At 61.5% G+C, this 25,313-nt stretch carries 24 protein-coding genes; 10 read left to right on the top strand and 14 right to left on the bottom strand.

Annotated elements, in window-relative coordinates; translation table 11 throughout:
* Window positions 1-51: 51 nt before the first annotated feature.
* Window positions 52-1,203, top strand: a complete 1,152-nt coding sequence (rffA, locus tag HDC30_RS17960) for a dTDP-4-amino-4,6-dideoxygalactose transaminase (protein WP_183784223.1) — start codon at window positions 52-54, stop codon at window positions 1,201-1,203.
* Window positions 1,204-1,632: 429 nt separating this feature from the next.
* Here the strand turns inward: rffA and HDC30_RS17955 are convergent, their stop codons facing one another.
* From HDC30_RS17955 to HDC30_RS17915, 9 genes are all read right to left on the bottom strand, one after another.
* Window positions 1,633-2,379, bottom strand: a complete 747-nt coding sequence (locus HDC30_RS17955) for a helix-turn-helix transcriptional regulator (RefSeq protein ID WP_027612915.1) — start codon at window positions 2,377-2,379, stop codon at window positions 1,633-1,635.
* Between the two features lie 223 nt (window positions 2,380-2,602).
* Window positions 2,603-3,130 carry an inorganic diphosphatase gene (gene ppa, locus HDC30_RS17950; RefSeq protein WP_008052339.1) on the bottom strand — a complete coding sequence of 176 codons (528 nt, stop codon included), beginning with the start codon at window positions 3,128-3,130 and terminating at the stop codon, window positions 2,603-2,605.
* A gap of 112 nt (window positions 3,131-3,242) precedes the next feature.
* Complete coding sequence (locus HDC30_RS17945; RefSeq protein ID WP_027612913.1) at window positions 3,243-4,055, bottom strand: zinc-dependent peptidase; 813 nt, start codon at window positions 4,053-4,055, stop codon at window positions 3,243-3,245.
* Between the two features lie 4 nt (window positions 4,056-4,059).
* Window positions 4,060-4,716, bottom strand: coding sequence for a DedA family protein (locus HDC30_RS17940; RefSeq protein ID WP_027612912.1), 657 nt, complete (start codon window positions 4,714-4,716; stop codon window positions 4,060-4,062).
* A gap of 346 nt (window positions 4,717-5,062) precedes the next feature.
* Window positions 5,063-5,524, bottom strand: coding sequence for an N-acetyltransferase (locus HDC30_RS17935; protein WP_003228592.1), 462 nt, complete (start codon window positions 5,522-5,524; stop codon window positions 5,063-5,065).
* Window positions 5,525-5,638: 114 nt separating this feature from the next.
* Window positions 5,639-6,463 carry an ethanolamine ammonia-lyase subunit EutC gene (gene eutC / locus HDC30_RS17930; protein ID WP_183784221.1) on the bottom strand — a complete coding sequence of 275 codons (825 nt, stop codon included), beginning with the start codon at window positions 6,461-6,463 and terminating at the stop codon, window positions 5,639-5,641.
* A gap of 5 nt (window positions 6,464-6,468) precedes the next feature.
* Window positions 6,469-7,863, bottom strand: coding sequence for an ethanolamine ammonia-lyase subunit EutB (locus HDC30_RS17925; RefSeq protein ID WP_183784219.1), 1,395 nt, complete (start codon window positions 7,861-7,863; stop codon window positions 6,469-6,471).
* A 206-nt stretch (window positions 7,864-8,069) separates the two neighbouring features.
* Entirely contained in the window at window positions 8,070-9,440 is a 1,371-nt protein-coding gene (eat, locus tag HDC30_RS17920; RefSeq protein ID WP_183784217.1) for an ethanolamine permease, read from the bottom strand.
* Between the two features lie 306 nt (window positions 9,441-9,746).
* On the bottom strand, window positions 9,747-11,267 hold the full coding sequence (locus tag HDC30_RS17915; protein WP_025108675.1) for an aldehyde dehydrogenase family protein: 1,521 nt from the start codon (window positions 11,265-11,267) through the stop codon (window positions 9,747-9,749).
* 462 nt (window positions 11,268-11,729) lie between these two features.
* On the opposite strand from HDC30_RS17915, the gene HDC30_RS17910 reads away from it, so the two are divergent.
* The 4 genes from HDC30_RS17910 (at window position 11,730) to HDC30_RS17895 (ending at window position 16,064) form a co-directional block, all read left to right on the top strand.
* Window positions 11,730-13,637 (top strand): sigma-54-dependent Fis family transcriptional regulator, encoded by a 1,908-nt coding sequence (locus HDC30_RS17910; protein WP_183784215.1) that lies wholly within the window; start codon window positions 11,730-11,732, stop codon window positions 13,635-13,637.
* Window positions 13,638-13,793: 156 nt separating this feature from the next.
* Complete coding sequence (gene mpl / locus HDC30_RS17905) at window positions 13,794-15,143, top strand: UDP-N-acetylmuramate:L-alanyl-gamma-D-glutamyl-meso-diaminopimelate ligase (protein ID WP_183784213.1); 1,350 nt, start codon at window positions 13,794-13,796, stop codon at window positions 15,141-15,143.
* Window positions 15,140-15,787: a flavin prenyltransferase UbiX gene (ubiX, locus tag HDC30_RS17900; RefSeq protein WP_007968137.1), complete on the top strand. Its 648-nt coding sequence runs from the start codon at window positions 15,140-15,142 to the stop codon at window positions 15,785-15,787. The genes mpl and ubiX overlap by 4 nt, the downstream gene beginning before the upstream one ends.
* Window positions 15,780-16,064, top strand: a complete 285-nt coding sequence (locus HDC30_RS17895) for a YceK/YidQ family lipoprotein (RefSeq protein ID WP_096796309.1) — start codon at window positions 15,780-15,782, stop codon at window positions 16,062-16,064. Before ubiX ends, HDC30_RS17895 begins: the two co-directional genes overlap by 8 nt.
* 117 nt (window positions 16,065-16,181) lie before the next feature.
* Here the strand turns inward: HDC30_RS17895 and HDC30_RS17890 are convergent, their stop codons facing one another.
* The 3 genes from HDC30_RS17890 to HDC30_RS17880 form a co-directional block, all read right to left on the bottom strand.
* Entirely contained in the window at window positions 16,182-16,823 is a 642-nt protein-coding gene (locus HDC30_RS17890) for an oxidoreductase (protein ID WP_007968134.1), read from the bottom strand.
* 27 nt (window positions 16,824-16,850) lie between these two features.
* Complete coding sequence (locus HDC30_RS17885; protein WP_183784211.1) at window positions 16,851-18,578, bottom strand: C13 family peptidase; 1,728 nt, start codon at window positions 18,576-18,578, stop codon at window positions 16,851-16,853.
* A 110-nt stretch (window positions 18,579-18,688) separates the two neighbouring features.
* Window positions 18,689-19,144 carry a MaoC family dehydratase gene (locus HDC30_RS17880; protein WP_003228575.1) on the bottom strand — a complete coding sequence of 152 codons (456 nt, stop codon included), beginning with the start codon at window positions 19,142-19,144 and terminating at the stop codon, window positions 18,689-18,691.
* Window positions 19,145-19,324: 180 nt separating this feature from the next.
* Here HDC30_RS17880 and HDC30_RS17875 point away from each other — a divergent pair, with 180 nt between their 5' ends.
* Genes HDC30_RS17875 through HDC30_RS17865 form a run of 3 tightly spaced genes read left to right on the top strand, consistent with a single transcriptional unit; the run spans window position 19,325 to window position 21,004 of the window.
* Window positions 19,325-19,687: a CidA/LrgA family protein gene (locus tag HDC30_RS17875; protein WP_095139173.1), complete on the top strand. Its 363-nt coding sequence runs from the start codon at window positions 19,325-19,327 to the stop codon at window positions 19,685-19,687.
* The gene (locus HDC30_RS17870) at window positions 19,687-20,403 is read left to right on the top strand and encodes an LrgB family protein (RefSeq protein WP_007960614.1); all 717 of its coding nucleotides are present in this window, start codon (window positions 19,687-19,689) and stop codon (window positions 20,401-20,403) included. The genes HDC30_RS17875 and HDC30_RS17870 overlap by 1 nt, the downstream gene beginning before the upstream one ends.
* A 10-nt stretch (window positions 20,404-20,413) precedes the next feature.
* On the top strand, window positions 20,414-21,004 hold the full coding sequence (locus HDC30_RS17865; RefSeq protein ID WP_007960613.1) for an LON peptidase substrate-binding domain-containing protein: 591 nt from the start codon (window positions 20,414-20,416) through the stop codon (window positions 21,002-21,004).
* Window positions 21,005-21,007: 3 nt separating this feature from the next.
* Here HDC30_RS17865 and HDC30_RS17860 read toward each other — a convergent pair whose 3' ends face one another.
* Together HDC30_RS17860 and HDC30_RS17855 are read right to left on the bottom strand one after the other, a co-directional pair.
* Entirely contained in the window at window positions 21,008-22,324 is a 1,317-nt protein-coding gene (locus HDC30_RS17860) for a bifunctional DedA family/phosphatase PAP2 family protein (RefSeq protein WP_027612902.1), read from the bottom strand.
* Between the two features lie 110 nt (window positions 22,325-22,434).
* Window positions 22,435-23,133 carry a DNA-3-methyladenine glycosylase gene (locus HDC30_RS17855; protein ID WP_103367244.1) on the bottom strand — a complete coding sequence of 233 codons (699 nt, stop codon included), beginning with the start codon at window positions 23,131-23,133 and terminating at the stop codon, window positions 22,435-22,437.
* A gap of 177 nt (window positions 23,134-23,310) precedes the next feature.
* Here HDC30_RS17855 and HDC30_RS17850 point away from each other — a divergent pair, with 177 nt between their 5' ends.
* Both HDC30_RS17850 and nadD read left to right on the top strand, forming a co-directional pair.
* Window positions 23,311-24,582, top strand: a complete 1,272-nt coding sequence (locus HDC30_RS17850) for a glutamate-5-semialdehyde dehydrogenase (RefSeq protein ID WP_183784209.1) — start codon at window positions 23,311-23,313, stop codon at window positions 24,580-24,582.
* The gene (gene nadD, locus HDC30_RS17845) at window positions 24,551-25,273 is read left to right on the top strand and encodes a nicotinate-nucleotide adenylyltransferase (RefSeq protein WP_049827899.1); all 723 of its coding nucleotides are present in this window, start codon (window positions 24,551-24,553) and stop codon (window positions 25,271-25,273) included. Before HDC30_RS17850 ends, nadD begins: the two co-directional genes overlap by 32 nt.
* Window positions 25,274-25,313: the final 40 nt, after the last annotated feature.

Here is a 25,313-nt window from a genome sequence, read left to right as displayed (position 1 = left end):
AGGTTGTTTTCAGTTTTGAATTCCGCGTTGAAGTCGCATTTCGGAGAGTAAATGAAAAAAGTAAACTCAAAAATTCCTTTCAACTGGCCACATATGACGGGAAAGGAGCTTTACTACATAGCCGAAGCGCACTTCAACGGCAGCCTGGCGGGTGATGGGCCTTTTACGAAGCGTTGCCATAGCTGGCTCGAAGAGCGTTCCGGGTGTAATACGGCATTGCTGACCCACTCTTGCACAGCGGCGCTAGAGATGACAGCCCTTCTGCTGGACATTCAACCGGGTGACGAAATCATCATGCCGTCGTACACGTTTGTGTCCACTGCTAACGCTTTTGTTCTGCGCGGAGGGGTTCCCGTCTTTGTCGATATTCGTGAAGACACGTTGAATCTTGATGAAAAACTTATCGAGTCAGCGATTACGCCGCGTACTCGTGCAATCGTGCCCGTTCATTATGCGGGTGTAGCGTGCGCGATGGATGAAATCATGTCGATCGCACGCCGCCATGGCTTGATGGTCGTCGAAGATGCGGCGCAGGGAGTTATGGCCAGATACAAGGGGAGGGCGCTGGGCAGTATTGGTGACCTCGGAGCGTACAGCTTCCATGAAACCAAGAATGTGATATCCGGAGAGGGCGGAGCATTACTGGTCAATCAGTCCACTCTGGCCCTGCAGGCAGAGATCATTCGCGAGAAGGGCACAGACCGTAGCCGGTTTTTCCGAGGCGAGGTGGATAAGTACACATGGCAGGAAGTTGGCTCTTCGTTCTTACCGGGAGAACTCATTGCTGCCTTTCTCTGGGCGCAACTTGAAGAGGCCGACCGCATTACTCGGGAGCGCCTGGCCAGTTGGGAGCGTTATCACGAGTTACTCGCGCCGCTGGAAGCCAAGGGCGTGCTGAGACGTCCGATCGTGCCTGCAGAGTGTGAGCATAATGCCCACATGTATTACGTGCTGTTGTCACCGGAAATTGATCGTCAGGACGTGCTGAACCAGTTCAAGAGCAACGAGATCTGGTCGGTTTTCCACTATGTTCCTCTGCACTCATCACCGGCCGGGCTGCGATATGGACGTGCTCATGGAAATCTTGATGTCACCAATCGACAAGCTGAGAGGCTCGTACGGTTACCCCTTTGGGTGGGACTGTCGGAGGAGCAGCAGGATCGCGTTGTAGCGATACTGAATGACGTTGCAAGCAGGCTCTAAACGTCAACGCGCCGGCGATTTGCAATTCAGCTTGATTGATTGTCTGGTCCTGAAACAGGTGTAAGCGTTATTCAGGGTCAGACAGAAAGGCATTAAAAAGCCGGCTTGTGGCCGGCTTCTCGGGGACTGGCTTGGTTTATTTTTGGTAAACCGCGTCAGCCTTCAAAACGTACACCCGGATCTGCGTCCGGCTGTGGGACTTGGCCAGACGTTGGTCTGCCGCGTCAGGCGTCATCTGAGCCGCGGGAGCGGGGCGATGCGCAAATGTGGGGCGCAGGATACTGAGTTTTGTTGGGGATTCCCAGCCTCAACTGCGGAATAGAGCCACCGCGGGGGGCAAAATTCGCGATTTGTACTGATTTTCGGGGCCTCTTCGCGAGCATGTTCGCTCCCACAGGGGTTGGTGCAGGGTTGAAGATCCCTATCCGATCAGAGAAACGGCACCACCGGCCGGCGTTTGCCCAGGGTCGACCACCAGAATACCCAGCCCAGAATATGGATCCGCTGCTCATCGATCTGCGCTGCGCGGAAGATTTCGTCCGGGTATTCGGCGCTGTTGTGGCTGCGCAGGCGCAGGGCGTTGCCGGGCATGCGGTGCAGGTATTTGATGCGCAGCATGCCGTCGTGTTCGATGGCGTAGATTTCGCCGTCGACCACCTGGGTCAGGCCGCGGTCGATGCCGACGATGGAGCCGTCTTCGATGCGCTCGGCCATGCTGTTGCCGATCATGTGCGCGCAGATGGCGTCGCTTGGGCGGATTTCCAGTTGGGCGAGATGGGCCCGGGGCAGGCGGACGGTCTGCTCGGGGTCGAGGATGACGTGGGTTTTGTCGGCGCCGGCGCTGAGCGGTGTTTCCTTGAAAAACGGCAGTTCGATGTCGTTGGGGTTGATGATGGAATAGACGCCGTTGACGGACTGCGCGTCGAAGGTGTCGCCGTTGCTGGCAGGCGTTTGCAGGCGGGGTGACTCTTTGCTGCCTTCGCCGGTTTTCAGCCACTCGCTGTTGACCGAGAGCAGGCGTGAGACTTCCTCCATGCGATACGCCGGGACGCCCCGGGTGTACCAGTTATGAATGTTTTGGGCTTCCGTGCCCCAGAACTTTGCGAATCCCGTGGTGGTGATGTTCGCTGCTTCCAGGAGTGCCTTGAATCTTGGACCGCTAGTGTTCTTTCTCATAAACACCGAGTCTACGGCCGTGCCAGAGCGGTTTGAATAAACCGGCTGTTCAAAAAAAGCCTGTATTTTGCGACTGGATGTAAGACGTGCTTGTGGGAAATCACTCACTTCGAAACTTTTCTGTAGTCCGCAATAAACACACTGTTTAAAGCGGCGTTTCTCAGGCACAAAAAACCCCGGATCAACCGGGGTTTTCTTCAAGCGTCATGCAGCCAGCCGGCGCTTAGCCCTTGTAGGCAGCTACCGACTTGGTGATCGCGTCGCGAGCGGCATCAGCGCCAGCCCAGCCTTCGATCTTGACCCACTTGCCTTTTTCGAGATCCTTGTAGTTCGCGAAGAAGTGCTCGATCTGCTGGATCAGCAGCGGTGGCAGGTCGGTGTATTCCTTCACGTCGACGTACAGCTGGGACAGCTTGTCGTGTGGGACTGCGATGACTTTGGCATCGCCGCCGCCGTCGTCGGTCATGTTCAGGATGCCGACTGGACGCGCGCGGATCACCGAGCCTGGAGCAACCGGGTAAGGGGTCACAACCAGCACGTCGAGGGGATCACCGTCGTCAGCCAGGGTGTTCGGGATGTAACCGTAGTTGGCCGGGTAGAACATTGGGGTGGCCATGAAACGGTCAACGAACAGGCAATCGCTGTCTTTGTCGATTTCGTATTTGATCGGCGCGTGGTTGGCCGGGATCTCGATCGCGACGTAGATGTCGTTCGGCAGGTCTTTGCCAGCCGGAATCTTGCTGTAGCTCATTGGGCGTTGCCCCCGTAGTTGACCAAAAACACTTGGCCGGATTGACCAAAAAGTGGCGGCGATTATAGGCATATTCCTACGCCGACGCCACGTACCAGAAGTCGTGCAGCGCTTACTCGTGCGCCTGATAGACCGGGTCTGTGGCCTGAAGTTGCCGCAGCCTGCCCAACGGATCCTGCCGGTAGAAAAGCTGCAGTTGCAAGTAGACCTGTGGATAAGCCGCGTGCAGCAGATCCGGAGCGCTGAAGAAGTATTCGCTGGTGACCGCAAAGAACTCCGCCGGGTTCTCCGCGGCGTACGGGTCGATGGCGGTTTCGGCGTCGGGGTTGCGGTCGAGCTGGCGGTTGAGGTCATCGTAGGCGTGTTGCATGACCTCGGCCCAGTCGCTGACGCGCATGTCGGCGTGCAGTGGCGGCAGACCGTTGGCGTCGCCGTTGAGCATGTCGAGTTTGTGCGCCAGTTCGTGGATCACCAGGTTGTAGCCTTCCCAGCCACCACTGGCCATCACCCCCGGCCAGGCGAGGATGATCGGCCCCTGTTGCCAGGCTTCGCCACTGTGTTCGCCGTCCCACTCGTGCTCGACGCCGCTGGCATCGCGATGGCGTTGCGGGCTGAGGAAGTCGTCGGGGTAGAGGACGATTTCGTGGAAACCCTGATACCAGTTCAAGTCGCCGAGATTGAGCAGCGGCAACTGGGCCTGGGCGGCGAGCAGCAGGCGCTGTTCCTGATGCAGTTCGACGCCGGGCAGGGCGGTCAGGTGTTTTTCTTCCAGAAACAGCACGCTGGCTTCACGCAACCATTGGTCTTCGGCGGCGCTGATGCCGTCGAGAAAGCTCAGGTGATGGCGCACCCGTTGCCACAGGTCGTCGGCAATCGGGTGCCTGGCCAGAATGCGCCGGCGACGCCAGGCGCTCAGTGACCACATCGGATCAGTGGGTTTCGGCTTTGGAGCTGGAGCCGCCGAAACGGCTGCGCACCACGCCGATGATCATCGGCACCAGCGACAGCAGGATGATGCCAACCACCAGCAACGACAGGTTCTTCTTGATGAACGGCACGTTGCCAAAGAAGTAACCCAGGGTCACTAGGCCGCCGACCCAGAGGATGGTGCCGAACACGCTGAACGCGAAGAAACGCGGGTAGGGCATTTTCCCGACGCCGGCGACGAACGGGGCAAACGTGCGGATGATCGGCAGGAAGCGCGCCAGGGTCACGGTTTTACCGCCGTGCTTGTCGTAGAAATCGTGGGTTTTTTGCAGGTAGTCGCGACGGAAGATTTTCGAGTTCGGGTTGCTGAACAGTTTTTCGCCCGCCGTTCGGCCAATCACATAGTTGGTGCTGTCGCCGAGGATCGCCGCGAGCATCAGCAGTCCGCCCAACAGCACCGGATCCATGCCACCGCCCGCCGCCACGGCACCGGCGATGAACAACAGCGAATCACCCGGCAGGAACGGCATCACCACCAGACCGGTTTCACAGAAGATGACAGCGAACAGAATCGCGTAGATCCACGGCCCGTAGTTGGTGACCAGCAAATCGAGGTACACATCGAGATGCAGGATAAGGTCGAGCGGGTTGAAATCCATGGGGGCACCTGTGGTGACGGCCCGACTCGGCAGGCCTGTGCGGATGATTCGGGTGTAAGCCTACAGCGGGGTGTAGTTTTTCTTACAAGCCGGAAAGCTCGGGATTATACGGTCTGAGAGGTGAAAAGCGCGTTGGTTTTGTAGCGAGGGATGTCGGGGTGTGAACAAATGTCAGGCAGGCATTGATGGTGGCGGCAAGGTTGGTGTGGCGAGGGAGCTTGCTCCCGCTGGAGGGCGAAGCACTCCCAAGCCTTGATTTGTCTGACCTGTTGAGATGACTGAGGTGGGGCCGCTTCGCAGCCCGGCGGGAGCAAGCTCCCTCGCCACAACAGGCCCTTGATGAGTGCTAGAGCTCGTCGCTGATCGGCAGCACGTAGTTCTTGAACTCGGTGTCTTCCTTGAAGCCAATGGATTCGTAGGTTTTCTGCGCCACTTCGTTGTTGCTGCTGGTGGAAACGCGCATGCGCACGGCCTGGGTTTCCTTGGCCATTTTCTTCGCGGTGCGAATCAGGTTGTCGGCCACCAGTTGGCGGCGGGCGTCTTCGGCGACATAGATGTCGTTGAGGATCCACACGCGCTTGAGCGACAGCGAGGAAAAGCTTGGATACAGCTGGCAGAAACCCATGAGCTTCTTGTCGTCATCATCGGCCAGGGCCAGATAAATCACCGACTCCTTGCGGCGCAGGCGTTTTTCGAGAAACGCGCGGGAGGAATCCGGGTAGGGCAGGGAACCGTAGAACTCGCGATATTTGACGAACAACGGGGTCAGCAAATCCAGGTGTTCGAGGGTCGCTTGAATAATCCGCATGATAGGTCTCGTCTTCAAGTGGCTGTCTTCAACTGCTCTGACGGCGATGGGAAACCCTGCGGCCGTGCGTCGATCCTGCCTGAAAGCAGCGCAGAAACGCAATGCGGAAACGGTTCAGGTTGTGGGCGGATCGAGCAGGAAGTTTCCCTTCATGTCCGCACCGGCGTCCGACTCCAGCGTCTGCACCTGTGCTTCGTCCTTCAGATTGACCCCCGACAGCTGCCGCCGGCAGGCTTCGCGCATCAGATACAGCAAGCGATGCGCCGCCATGCCGTAGCTCAAGCCCTCAAGCCGCACGTTGGAGATGCAATTGCGGTAGGCATCGGTCAGCCCGACTTTTGGATTGTAGGTGAAATATAAACCGAGGCTGTCGGGCGAGCTGAGGCCCGGACGCTCTCCGATCAGCATCACGACCATTTTTGCACCCAGCAACTGACCGATCTCGTCACCGATGGCCACTCGACCCTGCTCCACCAACACCACGGGGGCAAGCGACCAGCCGTCGGCGCTCATCTGCTCCTCCAGGCGGGTCAGAAACGGCAGGGTATGCCGATGCACCGCCAGTGCCGACAGACCGTCCGCCACCACAATCGTCAGATCGACCCCGCCGGGGTTGGCCTGCGCGTAATCCCGCAGGCTCTGCGCCGAGGTGTCGCTGAGCTTGCGCCCCAGATCCGGGCGTTGCAGGTAGCTGTTGCGATCAGTCGCGGCGCTGTGAAGCAACAAGGTCTCGCGCCCGCGCTCGCTCAGTTGCGCGCTGAGCCCGGCGTGGTCGAACGGCAGATGCACCGCATCCCGTGCCTGAGCGTGGGCGAACTGGAAATCCAGCTGGGCGCTGGTTGGCAGGCTGGTGCCGGTACGGCCCAGAGCGATGCGCGCCGGGGTCAGGCGGCGCAGCTCCAACCATGGGTTTTGCGGGTCGACAGGCGGTTTGTCCATCACACTCATCCCAGTTGCGCCAGCGCCTGGCGGAAGGCCGGCGGGAGGTTGTTGCCAAAGCGAACCTTGCCGTCCGCCTGGGTGAAAATGCCCATGTTCGCCAGCCATTGCTCGAACTCCGGCGCCGGTTTCAGGCCCAGGGTCTGACGGGCGTAGAGCGCGTCGTGGAACGAGGTGGTCTGGTAGTTGAGCATGATGTCGTCGGAGCCGGGGATGCCCATGATGAAGTTGATCCCGGCCACACCGAGCAGGGTCAGCAGGGTGTCCATGTCGTCCTGATCGGCTTCGGCGTGATTGGTGTAGCAGATGTCGCAACCCATCGGCACGCCGAGCAACTTGCCGCAGAAGTGGTCTTCGAGGCCGGCGCGGATGATCTGTTTGCCGTTATAGAGGTATTCCGGGCCGATGAAGCCGACCACGGTATTCACCAGAAACGGCTTGAAATGCCGCGCCACGGCGTAGGCCCGGGTTTCGCAGGTCTGCTGGTCGACACCGTGGTGGGAGTTGGCCGATAGTGCGCTGCCCTGACCGGTCTCGAAATACATCAGGTTCTGTCCGAGGGTGCCGCGTTTGAGGCTCAGCCCGGCGTCATAGCCTTCCTGCAATACATTGAGGTTGATGCCGAAACTGGCGTTGGCCGCTTCGGTGCCGGCAATCGACTGGAACACCAGATCCAGCGGCACCCCCCGGTTGATCGCCTCGATCGAGGTGGTGACGTGGGTCAGTACGCACGCCTGGGTCGGGATGTCGTAGCGCTGGATGATCGCGTCGAGCATCTCCAGCATCGCGCAGATCGAGGCGATGCTGTCGGTGGCCGGGTTGATCCCGATCATCGCGTCACCGTTGCCGTACAGCAGGCCGTCGAGAATGCTCGCGGCGATGCCGGAGGGTTCGTCGGTCGGATGGTTCGGTTGCAGCCGGGTCGACAAGCGCCCGCGCAGGCCGAGGGTGCCGCGAAATTTTGTGACCACGCGGATCTTCTGCGCCACCAGCACCAGATCCTGCACGCGCATGATTTTCGACACGGCGGCGACCATTTCCGGGGTCAGACCGGGGGCGAGGGCGCGCAGGCTGGTTTCGTCAGCGGCGTCGCTGAGCAGCCAGTCGCGGAAACCACCGACGGTGAGGTGGCTGACCACGGCAAAGGCTTGTTTGTCGTGGGTGTCGATGATCAGTCGGGTGACTTCATCGGTCTCGTAAGGAATCAGCGCTTCCTGCAAAAAATGCGTGAGCGGGATGTCGGCCAGCGCCATTTGCGCGGCCACGCGTTCGCCGTCATTGAGCGCGGCAACGCCGGCCAGAAAGTCACCGGAGCGCGCCGGGCTGGCCTTGGCCATGACGTCCTTGAGGCTGTCGAAGCGGTAGGTCTGGGCGCCGACGGAATGGGCAAATGCGGCCATGGGGCGGTGTTCTCCAATCATTACTGCAATCTGCTTTTGTGCAGGAGGTGAGCCTTTGTGGGAGCGAGCCTGCTCGCGAATACGGACTGACATTCAACACAGGTGTCGACTGACACTCCGCTTTCGCGAGCAGGCTCGCTCCCACAGGGGATCTTCATGCACTTCTATATAGCGGGCACCGGGCGACAGGCCCGGTGCCGGTGCAACTAGATACCTTCGAGCATAGCGTCTGCCGGGGCTTCTGAGCGTTGCTTGGCGGTCAGCTGGAAATACAGATAGCCAGCGGCCATGAAACCCAGGAACGCACAGCCGATCAGCGTGTTGAACCACGCCATCGCCACCAGGCACACCACGGCCAGAAACAGCGCAATTGCTGGCACCACCGGATAGCCCGGGGCGCGAAAGGTGCGTTCCAGATTCGGCTCGGTCTTACGCAGTCTGAACAGGCTGAGCATGCTGATGATGTACATCACGATCGCGCCGAACACCGACATGGTGATCATCGCAGCAGTCAGGGTCATGCCTTGCAGATTGACCAGTCCATCGCTGTAAATCGCCGCGATACCAATCACACCGCCGGCCAGAATCGCCCGATGCGGGGTCTGAAAGCGCGACAACTTGGCCAGGCTTTTCGGCAGATAACCGGCGCGGGCGAGGGCGAAGAATTGTCGCGAGTAGCCGAGGATGATCCCGTGGAAACTCGCCACCAGGCCGAACAGGCCGATCCACACCAGCATGTGCATCCACGATGAGTTGTTGCCGACCACCGCTTTCATCGCCTGCGGCAGCGGGTCGTTGATGTTCGACAGCTGACGCCAGTCGCCGACGCCGCCGGCCATCACCATCACGCCGATGGCAAGGAACACCAGGGTCAGGATGCCGCTGACGTAGGCCTTGGGAATCGTGCGTTTCGGATCCTTCGCTTCTTCGGCGGCCATGGCCGCGCCTTCGATGGCGAGGAAGAACCAGATCGCGAACGGGATCGCGGCAAAGATTCCGGGGATCGAGCCCAGGGTGAACTCGTTGGCACCCGACCAGCCGTTGAGCACGAAGTTGCTGAAGCTAAAGCCCGGCGCGACCACGCCCATGAACACCAGCAACTCGGCGACCGCCAGCACGGTGACCACCAGCTCAAAAGTCGCGGCGATGCTGACGCCGAGGATGTTCAGGGTCATGAACACGAAATACGCGCCGACCGCCGCGACCTTCGGATCAAGCTCCGGGTACTGCACGTTGAGGTAGGCGCCGATGGCCATGGCGATCGCCGGTGGGGCAAAAACGAATTCGATCAGCGTGGCGATGCCGGCAATCAACCCGCCTTTTTCGCCAAACGCCCGGCGGCTGTAGGCAAACGGTCCGCCTGCGTGGGGAATCGCGGTGGTCAGTTCGGTGAAGCTGAAGATGAAGCAGGTGTACATGGTCGCGACCATTAGCGCCGTGACCAGAAATCCGAGGGTGCCCGCGGTGCCCCAGCCGTAACTCCAGCCGAAGTATTCGCCGGAAATCACCAGGCCGACGGCAATACCCCAGAGGTGCAGGGTGCCGAGTGTGGGTTTGAGCTGTGTGGTGGAAGTCATAAGTCCTCTCTGTTTTTTATTGTTCGATCTGTTGGACTTTCGGGTGCAGTGGTTGAGGTGGATGGATGCTGTTCACGCAGCGGCAGTTTTTGTGCAAAACCTGAATGACGGGTACGCAAGGGCCGTGCCAGAGCGGCCAGGCCTTGTGTTGTGTCATTGAGGACGCCATCGCGAGCAGGCTCGCTCCCACAGTGGATTTGTGCCGAGCCTGTGTATGTGGTGCGACACGACTCCCTTGTGGGAGCGAGCCTGCTCGCGAAAGCGGTCGAAAGGGCGACACAGAAATATCTGTATCGCCCCCGGGTTTTAGAAGAAGCCCAACGGATTGATGTCGTAGCTCACCAGCAGGTTTTTGGTCTGCTGATAGTGATCGAGCATCATCTTGTGGGTTTCACGGCCAACGCCGGACTTCTTGTATCCGCCGAACGCGGCGTGCGCCGGGTACAGGTGGTAGCAGTTGGTCCATACGCGACCGGCCTTGATCGCGCGGCCCATGCGGTAGGCGCGGTTGATGTCGCGGGTCCACAGGCCGGCGCCGAGGCCGAACTCGGTGTCGTTGGCGATCGCCAGGGCTTCGGCTTCGTCCTTGAAGGTGGTGATGCTTACCACCGGGCCGAAGATTTCTTCCTGGAACACGCGCATTTTGTTGGTGCCCTTGAGCAGGGTTGGCTGGATGTAATACCCGGTTGCCAGGTTGCCCTCGAGTTTTTCCACCTTGCCGCCGGTCAGCAGCTCGGCGCCTTCACCCTTGGCGATTTCCAGGTACGACAGGATCTTGTCGAATTGCTGTTCGGACGCCTGCGCGCCAACCATGGTGTCGGTGTCCAGCGGGTCGCCGCGTTTGATCTGCAGGACTTTCTTCATCACCACTTGCATGAATTCGTCGTAGATCGATTCCTGTACCAGTGCGCGGGACGGGCAGGTGCAGACTTCGCCCTGGTTGAAAAACGCCAGCACCAGGCCTTCGGCAGCTTTTTCGATGAAGGTCGGTTCGGCCTGCATGATGTCTTCGAAGAAGATGTTCGGCGACTTGCCGCCCAGCTCCACGGTCGATGGAATGATGTTCTCGGCCGCGCATTTCATGATGTGCGAGCCGACCGGGGTCGAACCGGTGAAAGCGATCTTGGCGATGCGTTTGCTGGTGGCCAGGGCTTCGCCGGCTTCTTTGCCGAAACCTTGCACCACGTTGAGCACGCCCGGTGGCAGCAGATCACCGATCAGCTCCATCAGCACGCAGATGCCCAGCGGGGTTTGCTCGGCAGGCTTGAGTACCACGCAGTTGCCGGCGGCCAGTGCCGGGGCGAGTTTCCACGCGGCCATCAGCAGCGGGAAGTTCCACGGGATGATCTGCCCGACCACACCCAGCGGTTCATGGATGTGATAGGCCACGGTGTTGCCGTCGATTTCGGCAGCGCTTCCTTCCTGCGCGCGCAGGCAGCCGGCGAAGTAGCGGAAATGGTCGGCGGCCAGCGGGATGTCGGCGTTGAGGGTCTCGCGGATGGCTTTGCCGTTGTCCCAGGTTTCGGTGATCGCCAGCAGTTCGAGGTTCTGTTCGATGCGGTCGGCGATTTTCAGCAGGATCAGCGAGCGCGCCTGCACAGAGGTCGCGCCCCACGCATCGGCAGCGGCGTGGGCGGCGTCCAGTGCCTTGTCGATGTCTTCGGCAGTGGAGCGAGGGAATTCGGCAATTGGCTGGCCATTCACTGGCGAGGTGTTGGTGAAGTACTGACCTTTGACAGGTGCGACGAACTCGCCGCCGATGTAGTTACCGTACTTGCTCTTGAACGAGACTTTGGCGCCTTCAGTACCGGGGTGAGCGTAACGCATGATGTTGTTCTCCTTGGCTTTGTACTTATTAGAGAAACGCGCAAGTGCGCTTGCTATAAGCGTAGAGCAAAGGTCGGGCCACTGCCGTGCAGGGCAGGCAAATCAAGGCTTTGCGCGGTTTGTGTCGGACGGGCGGACGCAGCCTGTGATGGTTTCGGTACAGAGGGGGTGACAGTTTGTACCGCTTTTGGCACAGCCAGTGACCGGCTGGTCTTGCCAGCATTGCAATGCGCCGATGGCTGGAGGATGCTGACTGCCAATCGCCCAGATGCACCTTTGTGGTGAGGGGATTTATCCCCGATGGGTTGCGAAGCAGCCCCAATAAAAATTGTGGCGACTCAGATTCACCGCGTATGCCGGATTTACGACTGCTGCGCAGCCGATCGGGGATAAATCCCCTCACCACAAGGTATGTGCCAGCCAATAAAGAGGCGGCACTGATCTCGGGGAGAATAATAAGAAATGCACGACAACCATTTGAGTCGCCATGCCCAGCAGGTTCTCACCGTCAGTCAGGGCAAGCCGCACCTGCACGGGCCCGGTGCCGATCCGTCGATTGCCCGCTCGTGGCTGCGCTGTCTTGAGGACTATCACCTCGATCCGGCCCTGACCATGGCGCCCACCGTGCTCGAACACGGGCGCGTGCTTGAAAGCCGCGAACGCCTGCAACAGGTGTTGCAGATCGCCGGTAATGAAATGAGCAGCCTGCATCAACAACTCTCCGGCGCCGGTCATGCGGTGCTGCTGACCGACGCGCGCGGGGTGATCCTCAACTGCCTCACCGCGCCGGCCGAGCGCAAGATTTTCGAACGCGCCGGTCTCTGGCTCGGCGCCGACTGGAGCGAAGCCTGCGAAGGCACCAACGGCATCGGCACCTGTCTGGTCGAGCGCCAGGCACTGACCATCCATCAGGACGAACACTTTCGCGGCCGCCACACCGGCCTGACCTGCTCGGCGAGCCCGGTGTTCGACCCGCACGGCGAACTGCTGGCGGTGCTCGACGTGTCCTCGGCGCGCCACGACGTTTCGCGGCAGAGCCAGTTCCACACCATGGCGCTGGTCAATCTGTCGGCGAAGATGATCGAGAGCTGCTATTTCCTGCGCTGCTTCGATAACCAATGGCTGCTGCGTTTCCATCTTCAGGCCGAATCCGTCGGCTTGTTCAGCGAAGGGCTGCTGGCGTTTGACGGGGAAGGGCGGATCAGCGCGGTCAACCAGAGCGCGCTGAACCTGCTCGGGCATATTCGCGGAGGCTTGCTCGGCAAGCCGGTGGAAGCGTTCTTCGATTGTTCGCTGGACGAGTTGTTCGGTCGGGCCAGCGCCAATGCCAGCGCCAGTTGGCCGCTGCGCACCCGCGACGGGCGGCATCTGTTTGCCTTGTTGCGCGGCGAATCGCGCAAGCCGGCGCCGATCCTGCCGGCCCCGATCGTGGCCAAGCCGCAAGCGCTGGCGGGCATTTGCCTCGGCGACACGGCGCTGCAAGCGGATTTCCGCAAGGCGCTGCGGGTGTTCGAACGCGACGTGCCGCTGCTGATCAATGGCGAAACCGGCTCCGGCAAGGAAGCCTTTGCCAAGGCTGTGCATCACGCCAGCCAGCGCGCCAACAAAGCCTTCGTCGCCCTCAATTGCGCGGCGATCCCGGAAAGCCTGATCGAGAGCGAGCTGTTCGGTTATCGCGGTGGCAGTTTCACCGGCGCGCGCAAGGACGGCATGCGCGGCAAGCTGCAGCAGGCCGATGGCGGCACGTTGTTCCTCGATGAAATTGGTGACATGCCGCTGGCGCTGCAAACCCGGTTGTTGCGGGTGCTGGAAGACCGGCAGGTGGTGCCGATTGGCGGCGAGCCGGAAGCGGTCAACGTGCGGATCATCAGCGCCACTCACCGCAATCTGCTGGAACGGGTCGAAGGCGGCAGCTTCCGCGAAGATCTGTATTACCGGCTGAATGGGCTGGAGGTCGCGCTGCCGGCGCTGCGTGAGCGTAGCGACAAGTCTCAGTTGCTGGATTTCCTGCTGGCCGAGGAGGCCGGCGGAGAAACAATCGTGATCGAAGAGACGGCACGTCAGGCGTTGCTGGCGTTCAACTGGCCGGGCAACGTGCGGCAGTTGCGCAATGTCCTGCGCACGCTGGCGGCGTTGTGCGATGAAGGATGGATCGGGCTGGAGGATTTGCCGGCGATGATTCGCCAGGCGCAGCCAAGGCTGGAGCTGAAGACGGTTGAGTCCGGGCATCCGCTGGAGGACGCCGAACGCCTGGCGTTGCTCAATGCGCTGGAGCAAACGCGCTGGCACATGACCCAGACCGCGCAGCAGCTCGGGGTCAGCCGTAATACGCTCTATAGAAAGCTGCGCAAACACGCGATCTCCCGTTGAACCGCGTCGCGCCATTCGCGAGCAAGCCCGCCCCACAAGATCAGCGCCAACCTTGTGGGAGCGGGCTTGCTCGCGAAGGCGTCGGCGCAGGCGAAACACCAGGTGCGATTTCCCCCTCCCTGCGCTAACCTGCGGCCATGTTTTACGAGGTCGACTATGCACATTCATATTCTGGGTATCTGCGGGACTTTCATGGGCTCGATGGCGGTTCTGGCCAAAGAGCTGGGCCATCACGTGACTGGCTCCGACGCCAACGTCTATCCGCCGATGAGCACGCAGCTTGAGGCCCAGGGCATTCAGTTGACCCAGGGCTACGACCCGGCCCAGCTCGATCCGGCACCGGATCTGGTGGTGATCGGCAACGCCATGTCCCGCGGCAACCCGGCGGTGGAATATGTGCTGAACAAAGGCCTGCCGTACGTCTCCGGCCCGCAGTGGCTGGCAGACCATGTGCTGCAAGGTCGCTGGGTGCTGGCAGTCGCCGGTACGCACGGCAAGACCACCACCAGCAGCATGCTCGCCTGGGTGCTGGAACATGCCGGCATGAGCCCGGGGTTCCTGATCGGCGGCGTGCCGCAGAACTTCTCGGTGTCCGCACGTCTGGGCGGCACGCCGTTCTTCGTGATCGAGGCCGACGAATACGACAGCGCGTTCTTCGACAAGCGTTCGAAGTTCGTCCACTACCGTCCGCGTACCGCGATCCTCAACAACCTTGAGTTCGATCACGCCGACATCTTCCCCGATTTGCCGGCGATCGAGCGGCAGTTCCACCACTTGGTGCGGACTATTCCGAGCGAAGGTCTGGTGATCCACCCCACCACCGAGCCTGCCTTGCAGCGCGTGATTGAAATGGGCTGCTGGACCCCGGTGCAGACCACCGGCGTCGGCGGTCAGTGGCAGGTCAAGTTGCTCAAGGACGATGGCTCGGCGTTCGAAGTGATGTTCGAAGGCGTGTCCCAGGGCACTGTCGAATGGGAGCTGACGGGGCAGCACAACGTCGCCAACGCCTTGGCTGCGCTGGCAGCGGCGCGGCATGTCGGTGTGGTGCCAGCGATGGGCATCGCCGGGTTGAGCGCATTCAAGAACGTCAAACGCCGGATGGAGAAAGTCGCCGAAGTGCGCGGCATCACCATCTACGACGACTTCGCCCATCACCCGACCGCCATTGCTACCACCCTTGATGGTTTGCGCAAGCGCATCGGCGACGCACCACTGATTGCGATCATCGAGCCGCGCTCCAACTCGATGAAGCTTGGCGCGCACCGTGACGGTCTGCCGGACAGCGTGGTCGATGCCGATCAAGTGATCTGGTATGCCCCGGCCTACCTCGGCTGGGATCTGGGCGCCACCGCCGCGCTGTGCAGCGTGCCGTCGATTGTCAGCGATTCGCTGGAAGGCATCATCGAACGCGTGAAGAGCCAGGCCCAGCCCGGCACCCACGTGGTGATCATGAGCAACGGCGGTTTCGGCGGCCTGCACGGCAAACTCGCCGAGGCGCTGCAATGAACACTTTTGCCCAGAGCGGCGGCCCGGAACGCATCACTCTGGCGATGACCGGCGCGTCTGGCGCGCAGTATGGATTGCGCCTGCTCGACTGCCTGGTACGGGAAGATCGCGAAGTGCACTTCCTGATCTCCAAGGCCGCGCAACTGGTGATGGCTACCGAGACCGATGTCACGCTGCCGCCCAAGCCGCAGATGATGCAGGCGTTCCTCACCGAGTACACCGGGGCGGCCGCCGGGCAGATCCGCGTGTATGGCAAGGAAGACTGGATGTCGCCGGTAGCTTCGGGCTCCGGCGCACCAGCGGCGATGGTGGTGGTGCCGTGTTCCACGGGTACCTTGTCGGCGATTGCCACGGGCGCGTGCAACAACCTGATCGAGCGCGCGGCGGACGTCACCTTGAAGGAGCGCCGCCAGTTGATTCTGGTACCGCGCGAGGCGCCGTATTCGAGTATTCATCTGGAGCACATGCTCAAGTTGTCGAACATGGGCGTGACCATCCTGCCGGCCTCGCCGGGTTTCTATCACCAGCCGCAGACTATCGATGACCTGATCGATTTCGTCGTGGCGCGGATTCTCAATCTGCTGGGCATTCCACAGGACATGCTGCCGCGTTGGGGCGAGCATCATCTGAGCAGCGATGAATAAGCTGTTGATGATTGCGCTGGCGCTGCAACTGGCCGGCTGCGCCACCGCGCGCACGCTGGATGCCGCCAAGCCGGGGGCGCCGGTGGTGTATTCCGGGACACGCCTGGATTTGTACGCGATGAATGGCGGGTGCTGTGCGATGGACCGCTTCGGGGCTGAGGCGCCGAGTTATCCGGGAGTGGACCTGCCGGCGAGTGCGTTGCTTGATACGCTGCTGTTGCCGTTGTCTTTGCTGACCGTGATTGGCGTGGGGTTTCAGGCGACTGGTGGGTTGTAGGGGAGTGTGGCGAGGGGATTTATCCCCGATGGGGTGCGCAGCGCCCCCAAAATCTGAAAAACGACGACTGCTGCGCAGCCGATCGGGGATAAATCCCCTCGCCACAAAGTACGGTGTTTACTTGCCGAGCTTGCGCAGCTCATCCGACTCGACGATCCGCACCCCATCCTGTTCTTCCAACGCCAGGCGCCACATCGCCCGGGCCAGTTGGCAGGCTTCGATGCCGCGATATTTGCCGGGAATCAGTTTGGAGAACGGCGCCGCCAGTTGTTCGCCCAAGCGCGGCTCGGTGCGATCTCCCAGCAATAGCGATGGTCGGCAGATGGTCAGTTGCGGCCAGTCCTGCGCGCGCAACGCCTGCTCCATCTCGCCTTTGACCCGGTTGTAGAAAATCGACGATTTCGGATCGGCGCCCAGCGCGCTGATCACGATCAGGTGCCGCGCGCCCATCTCCCGCGCACGTTTGGCGAAGGCCACCACCATGTCCAGATCCACCGCGCGGAACGCGGCTTCGGAACCCGCCTGTTTGATGGTGGTGCCGAGGCAGCAATAGGCGATATCGACGCGACCACTGAGTTGCGGCAGAAACGCCTGTGGGTCGCCCACCGGGTTTTCCAGATGCGGATGTTCCGCCAGCGGCCGACGGGACGGCGCGAGCACGCGGGTGATCGTCGGCTCGTTGAGCAAACGGTCGAGCAGATGCTCACCGGTCAGTCCGGTGGCTCCGGCAAGCAATACGTGCTGAGGCGTCAAGTACATAGTGTTTCTCCCTTGATACTGTTCAGCTTAGTTGCTGTTTGTTGCTCCGTCGTTCAATGCAGCACTCTGCAACGCTTTTCTGGCCTGCTGTTTACGCAGCAGTTGCCAGTGCGCCAGCACGGTTTTCGGTGCCCAGATCTGTGGCTCCGAGGCTTCGAAGTTGTCCGCCAGTTCGCGCTCGGCGACGGTGGCCTTGGCCAGTTTGAAGGCTTGCTCCAGATCGTCGGTCTGGTTCAGGGCCTGAGCGAACAGGGCGTCGCCGAAGTAGGTGAAGTTGGCTTCTTCCGAGCAACCGAACGACACGCGGTCGGCGCGCGAGGCGGTCATGATCAGTGTGCGCTCATCTTTCAGCGCGGGGATGAAACCGCCGGAATAGCACGATGAGATCACGATCACCTTGTCGCGATTTTTCAGTGGCGCAAGCACGGCGGCGAGTTCGTCGGCGGGCAGGTCGGCCAGCTCCATACGCGGCTGATCGAGCACCAGTTCGTGTTCGGCGGTGCCGTGGCTGGTCAGGTAGATGAACACCAGGTCTTCCGGGCCGCTGCGTTCAGCGAGGGTCTGCGCGGCGCGGCGCAGGTTTTCGCGGGTGGCCATCGGCCGGTCGGCGAGATGCTCGCGGTGGTTGACCAGACGAATCTGGCCGTAGGCACCGAAACGTGTGGTGAGCATGTTGGCGACGTAGTCGGACTCGCGCAGGAACACGCTTTGCTTGCCGTCGCCGCCGAGGGTCAGGGTGTACAGCTCGACTGCCGGAGTTGAGGCAGGCACGGCGGCCAGTGCGTCATCGAGCAGACGCCCTTGGGCCAGCAAGCCGAGTTCGAGGGTGTCGGGCAACAGCTTGCCGTCGGCGTCACGTACGCGCTGGCCGTTGATCCACGTGCCGCTGAGCACGGTGCCGTCAGTCAGCACCAGAGTGCCGCGTCCGGCGTAGCTGTCGCCGTCGAACCCGCCGATGTAGAAGCTGCCGTCAGACAGGTTCAAGCGGCCCTGACCGCTGAAGCGCCAGTCGTTGAAGAAGCCGATGTAATGGCTGCCGTCGGCACCGATCAGTTCGCCCTTGCCGGTCAGCGCACCTTCCTTGAACTGGCCGAGCCACACGTCGCCGTCGGCGTTCTCGTAGCGGCCCTTGCCGTGCAACTGACTGTTCTTGAAACCGCCGACATAGATGTCGCCATCGGCACTGTTGAACGTGCCATTGCCTTCGAGCTGGCCGTTGACGAAGTGGCCGCTGAACGTATTGCCGCTGGAGTCGCCGCGCTGGCCTTCGCCGTTGGGTTTGCCGTGGGCGAACTGGCCTTGATAGGAGCTGCCGTCGTCCATTTCCAGACGGCCCAGCCCGGAATACTGGTCAGCCTTGAACTCGCCACGGTAGGTCATGGCGTTTTCCTTGAGGGTGCCTTCGCCGTCGCGTCGGCCCTGCCTGAAACCGCCGGTGTAACTGCTGGCGTTGGTGGTCAGGCTGCCCTGGCCATCGAACAGGCCCTGCTGAAACTGACCGCGATAGACTTCGCCGTTGCTGCCGTGCCACTCGCCCTGGCCATGCCATTGGCCCTTGTCGAACTGCCCGGCGTACCAACTGCCGTTGGGGTAGTCGACCCGACCCTGGCCTTGCAGCAAGCCGTTGACCAGTTCACCGCGATAGCGTCCGCCGTCCGGCAGCCGTGCATCCGGGGGCAACAGCGATTCGCCGTCGCCGCACGCGGTGAGCATCAGGGTCAGGGCAAGGGGTGCAAGAGAAGCGAGTGGGCGCATAGCGGGATCCGGGCAATTAGGCGACCGAGTATGCCGCAGCTATGTGACCTTATACAGCCGGGAAAACAGCGCTGATGCGAAACAGCGTGCGCTGTTTCGCATCCCGTGACTCAAACGAAGCAGAGCGACAGCGGTTCGGCGATATAGGCCGGTTTGTCCGAGCCTTCTATCTCAAGCGTCGCGGTGGCCTTGAGCAGCCATTGACCGGGCTTTTTCTCGGTCACTTCGGCCAGATCGACTTTCAGGCGCACTTTTGAATTGACCTTCACCGGCTGGATGAAACGCACGCTGTCCAGACCATAATTGACCACCATCTTCAGGCCTTGCGGCAGCACGAGGATGTCTTCCATCAGTTTCGGGATCAGCGACAACGACAGGAAACCGTGGGCAATGGTGCTGCCAAAAGGCGTTTGCGCGGCTTTGACCGGGTCGACATGGATGAACTGATAATCCCCGGTGGCTTCGGCGAACAGGTTGATGCGCTCCTGATCGATGGTGAGCCATTCGGAACGTCCGAGTTCCTTGCCGACATAATCTTTGAGCTCTGCAACGGGAACATAGGGCATTGAGACTCTCCTTGGGTTCATCGGTTTTATAGTTTTTCAGGTGGGGGATTTGACCGCCCTGCGAACCACTGTAGATCAACATGGCGATTTGCTCCGGTCAACCGACCATGCTTTTGGCGAATGCCGATCCATAGCGCTGCCGTGCTTATAATGCCGAGGACTTGCGGGGGGAGATGTCTGATGTTGTTACGTGGCCTGACCATGCTGGTGCTGTTCCAATTGCTCGGCACGGCACTCAACCATTTGCTGTTGCCGGTGCTGCCGGGGCCGATCATCGGTCTGCTGCTGTTGCTGGTGTTCCTGATCATTCGCGGTGAAGTCGGCGAGCCGCTGAACCTCGCGGCCGGCAGTCTGTTGCGTTATCTGCCGCTGCTGCTGGTGCCGCCGGCGGTGGGCGTGATGGTTTATGCGAGCGACATTGCCGCTGACTTCTGGGCCATTGTCGGCGCGCTGGTGTTGTCGTTGATCCTGTCGATGGCTTTCGCCGGGGTGCTGATGCAACGCCTGGTCAAGCGCCATGCGCCGCACTCGGAGGAGTCGTGATGCTCTTCGATTGGCAAGGCGCCTGGGCTTCGGTGATCCATCATCCGCTGTTCGGCATCGGCATCACCCTCGGTGCCTATCAACTGGTACTGGCGGCGTTCGAGAAAACCCGCTGGATCTTTCTGCAACCGGTGCTGGTCTCGATGCTGCTGGTGATCGGCGTGCTGGTCGGCTGCGGCCTGACCTACGCCGAGTACCGCAAGAGCACCGAAATCCTCAGCATTCTGCTGGGCCCGGCGACGGTGGCGCTGGCGGTGCCGCTGTATCTCAACCTCAAACGCATCCGCCAATTGTTCTGGCCGATTTTTACTACGCTGGTGATAGGCGGCGTGGTCGCCACGGGCATGGGCGTGTTGCTCGGCTGGTGGTTCGGTGCCGAACACATGATTCTGATGACCATGGCGCCGAAGTCGGTGACCTCGCCGATTGCCATGCTGGTGGCCGAGCAGATCGGTGGCGTGGCGGCGCTGGCGGCGGTGTTCGTGCTGATCACCGGGGTGATCGGCGCGATCTTCGGCCCGGCGCTGCTGACCCGGCTCGGCGTGCACAGCCCTGAGGCGCGCGGCATGGCGCTGGGCATGACCGCACACGCGGTAGGCACCTCGGTGGCGTTGCAGGAAAGCGATGAGTGCGGCGCCTTCGCGGCGCTGGCGATGAGTCTGATGGGCGTGGCCACGGCGGTGTTCCTGCCGTTGGCGGTGTCGATGGTGGTGTAAGGAAATGTCTATGAGTCTGCCGCTTTTTCCGCTGAATACAGTGCTGTTTCCCGGCTGCAACCTTGACTTGCAGATCTTCGAGGCGCGCTACCTGGACATGATCGGCCGCTGCATGAAACAGGGTGGCGGTTTCGGCGTGGTGTGCATTCTTGACGGCCACGAAGTCGGCGTTGCGCCAGAGGGCTTTGCCCTGGTCGGCTGCGAGGCGCGGATCACCGATTTCCAGCAACAGGACAACGGTCTGCTGGGGATCCGGGTGCAGGGCGGGCGGCGTTTTCAGGTGTTGCGCACAGAGGTGCAGCGCGATCAGTTGATCCTCGCCGACGTCGAGTGGCTGGACGATGAGCCGGAGCAACCGTTGCAGGACGAAGACGCCGATCTGGTGGCGCTGCTCAAGGCCTTGGCCGAGCACCCGATGGTCGAGGCGTTGAACATGGGCACCGAAGCGCTGGGGCAGCAGTCGCTGGCCAATCAGCTGGCGTATCTGCTGCCGTTCGCCGAAGAAGACAAGATCGACCTGCTGCAACTCGACGATCCGCAGCAGCGACTGGATGCGATCCAGGCGCTGCTCGATGAGTTGCAGGGCGAGCTGTTCGCCTGAGTATCAGTAGGCGTAACGCAACATCGTGTCCGGCAGATGCCGCAGAACGAACAGGCTGAACAGCACCAGCAGTGCCGGCAGAATCAGCCACCAGACCTTGAACGGCATGGCATTGAGCGGCGCCTTGCGCTGGCTCAGCCACAAGCCCGCCGCACATACGCATGCCGCCAGCATTGCGCCGGCCAGAATATCCGTCGGCCAGTGCGCACCCAGATACACCCGTGACAAAGCAATCGACAGCGCTGGAATACAGCCGAGCAGCAGCCAGGTCAGGCGCATGCGCGGCGGTTGTCCGCGACCGGCGAGAACCGCCAGCACCAGAAACAGCGCAAACGAACCGGAGGCATGGCCGCTGGGCATGCTGTAGCTGGTCAGCGGATCGGTCAGCACTTCCGGGCGGACCCGGGCGAAAAACTGTTTGGTGACGGTATTGAGCAGCGCGGTGCACAGCAGCGTACCGCCGGCAAAAATCGCCTGACGCCATTGCCGGCACAGCAGCAACAGACCGGTGAGCAGGGCGCTGAACATCAACATATTGCGGAATTCACCGATCAGGGTGAAGGTCACTGCGATTTCATCGAGCATCGGCTGGCGATGTTCCTGCACCAGGGTCATCACGCCCTGGTCGAGGGCGTGCAGGTACGGATAGCCAATAAACAGGCCGATCAGAATCATCAGGCTCATGCTGCTGATCCAGATCGTCGCCCGGCGATGCTGGCGCAAGCTGCTGTTGACGCTCATGCCGACCATCACCGCAATACTGGCGGCAACGATGCCGGCCTGCAGCCAGAAACCTTCCGGCAGCGGCAAGCGGATCGCCGCGCCGGTGGCCCAACCCGGCAGCAGGTAGGCGACGCTCCAGCCAGCGGCGGCCAGCAGGCTGACGGCGGCGAAACGCGGGAAGGGCATGTCGCACATCCCGGCAACCATCGGCAACATCGGCCGCAACGGGCCGATGAAGCGCCCGACCAGCAGGCTGGCGATGCCGTAACGCTGGAAGTAGGTTTCGGCCCCGGCCATCCATTCCGGATGGTGGCGCAGCCCCGGCAGGCGGCGGATGTTCTGATGGAAATGGCGGCCGAGGAAGTACGAGATCACATCGCCGAGTATCCCGCCGAGAAAGCCCAGCAGCAGGGTTTCACTCAACGACAGTGCGCCGCTGCCGGCGAGTACGGCCACGGCAAACAGCAACACCGTGCCGGGCACGATCAGCCCGGCAATTGCCAGGCACTCCACGCAAGCGACGATAAATACCGCAGCCGCCAGCCACTGCGGATTGGCGGCGAGCCACCCGGTCACGCTATCGAGCCATGGGCCCATACACACAACTCCATCAAATCTTCAATAAGTCCCGAAGGCTGCACAAAATTTCAGCAATCACTCAGTACCCCTGTGGGAGCGGGCGCATTGGGTTCAAAACCTGTGTCACTTCAGGACAGCAAAAAATAATCGCGACCTTCGACCTGGCCCCGGCGCAGCGGGTTCCGCGTGCACCACTGGGCATACGCGGCGTCGACGAAACGGTACATCAGGTGTTCGTCGCGGCCATGGGGGATGCCCAGGCGGGTGGTCTGGATAATCTGGGTCGGCGCCGGCCCGGTGTCTTCCACCAGCATCAGCTCGTGATCGAAACGCTTGGCGTCCCACATCGGCACCTTCAACCCCAGCGCCTTGCACAGCAGCGTCTGCCCGGCGCAAAGCTTTTGCGAAGGGCGCGGCCGGCCTTGGGCATCGGGGTTGTTCAGCAGCATCTGCGCCAGACTCGCCGGCCCACTGATTTCATCGACCCACGGGTAGGCGGACTTGATCAGCACCGCATTGCCGGGCCCCTGAGCGCTGAAGTTCAGCGAATCGCCACCGCGGGCGTAATACATATAGATGTGCCCGCCATCCAGAAACAAAGCCTTACGTTTTTCCGTGTAGCCGAGCGATGCATGACTGCCTTTTTCCGCGCAGTAATAGGCTTCGGTTTCGATGATCCGGGCGCTGAGCCACAGATCGCCGACCCGGTGGCGGATGACTTTGCCGAGCAGGTCGCGGGCCAGCACTTGCGCGTCACGGTCGAAAAAAGCGTCCGGAAGGCCCAGTGGCAGGCGCTCGGCGGTGGCGCGAACGGTCAGGTTGGACATGGCAAACGGTGGTTATCCAGGCGAAGGAGGTCGTGATGATAACAATCCGCGGCTTAATTACGGCTGAACGTCGGCAAATTGCAGTCCATTTCGACCATCCGCCTGTCTCCGCTGTTAGTCCCGGGACGCGACAGCTATAATCTGCCGCTTTCCTCTTTGCCAAGACCCCAGCAGACCATGACTGAGTCCGTTCTTGACTACATGACCCGATTGGGTCGCGCCGCCCGCGAAGCTTCCCGGGTCATCGGCCGTGCCAGCACCGCGCAGAAAAACCGCGCCCTGCAGGCTGCTGCCAATGCGCTGGACGCTGCTCGCGCCGAGCTGGCCGCAGCCAATGAACAGGATCTGGCCGCCGGTTGCGCCAATGGCCTGGAACCGGCCTTGCTGGAGCGTCTGGAACTGACTCCGGCGCGCATCGACGGGATGATCGTCGGCCTGCGTCAGGTGGCAGCATTGCCCGATCCGGTCGGTGCGATCCGTGACATGAGCTTTCGCCCGTCCGGGATTCAGGTCGGCAAGATGCGCGTACCGCTGGGCGTTATCGGGATCATCTACGAATCCCGGCCCAACGTGACCATCGATGCCGCCAGCCTGTGCCTGAAGTCCGGTAACGCGACCATCCTGCGCGGTGGCTCCGAGGCGATTCATTCCAACCGGGCGATTGCCGCGTGCATTCAGCGCGGTCTGGCCGAGGCCGAATTGCCGGCAGCCGTGGTGCAAGTGGTCGAAACCACCGACCGTGCCGCCGTCGGCGCGATGATCAGCATGCCCGAGTATGTCGACGTGATCGTGCCGCGCGGTGGCCGTGGCCTGATCGAACGTATCAGCCGTGATGCCCGGGTGCCGGTGATCAAGCACCTGGACGGTATCTGCCACGTATTTGTCAGCGAGCACGCCGATCTGGCCAAAGCCCAGCGCATCGCCTTCAATGCCAAGACTTACCGTTATGGCATCTGTGGCGCGATGGAGACCTTGCTGGTTGATCAAAGTGTTGCGAAGGATTTCCTGCCGTCGATGGCTGCCCAGTTCCGCGAGAAAGGCGTCGAGCTGCGTGGCTGCGAACGCACCCGCGCGATCATCGACGCGGTGGCGGCCAGCGAAGACGACTGGAGCACCGAGTATCTGGCGCCGATCCTGTCGATCCGTGTGGTCGACGGACTGGATCAGGCCATCGAACACATCAACCATTACGGCTCGCATCACACCGACTCGATCGTCAGTGAAAACCTCGCCGACACCCGGCGTTTCGTCGCGGAAGTCGACTCGGCGTCGGTGATGATCAACACCCCGACCTGCTTCGCCGATGGATTCGAATACGGATTGGGTGCCGAGATCGGCATTTCTACTGATAAGCTGCACGCCCGCGGCCCGGTGGGCCTCGAAGGACTGACCTGCGAGAAGTACATCGTGGTCGGTGATGGCCAGTTGCGCGGCCAGGCGACGGTCTGACTTGACCGACCTCGACTTGACAGCGCCGCTGCCTGACGGCGAACTCCGACCCCGGCGCATCGGCGTACTGGGCGGCACGTTCGACCCGGTGCACATCGGCCATTTGCGTGGTGCGCTGGAAGTCGCCGAAGCGCTGCTGCTCGACGAGCTGCGCATGATGCCCAGCGCCCGGCCGCCGCACCGCGATACGCCGCAGGTGTCGGCGCAGGATCGGTTGGCAATGGTTGAGTGCGCGGTGGCCGGAGTGCCGCCGCTGGTGGTGGACGCCCGCGAATTGCAGCGGGACAAGCCGTCTTACACCATTGATACCCTGGAGTTGATGCGTGCCGAAATGGCCGCCGAGACCCAGGTTTTTCTGCTTTTGGGCTGGGACGCATTTTGCGGCCTGCCCACTTGGCACCGCTGGGAAGAGTTGCTCCAGCATTGCCACATCCTGGTGCTACAGCGCCCGGACGCCGACAGCGAACCGCCGGATGCCTTGCGCAACCTGCTGGCAGCGCGTTCGGTGAGCGACCCGCTGGCCCTGAAAGGGCCGAGCGGACAGATTGCATTCGTCTGGCAGACACCGCTCGCGGTTTCCGCCACCCAGATCCGTCAACTGCTGGCCAGCGGTAAGTCGGTACGTTTCCTGGTGCCCGACGCGGTCCTGGCCTACATCGATGCGCACGGTCTCTACCGTGCGTCGAACTGAACAAGGCGTGCTTCACTGATACGAATCCACGTATCGCCAA

The sequence above is a fragment of the Pseudomonas sp. JAI115 genome (genome assembly GCF_014200835.1).
Lineage (GTDB): Bacteria > Pseudomonadota > Gammaproteobacteria > Pseudomonadales > Pseudomonadaceae > Aquipseudomonas > Aquipseudomonas putida_A.
The sequence above is the reverse complement of the archived record's forward strand: the minus strand, read 5'-3'. Positions and strand labels throughout refer to the sequence as shown.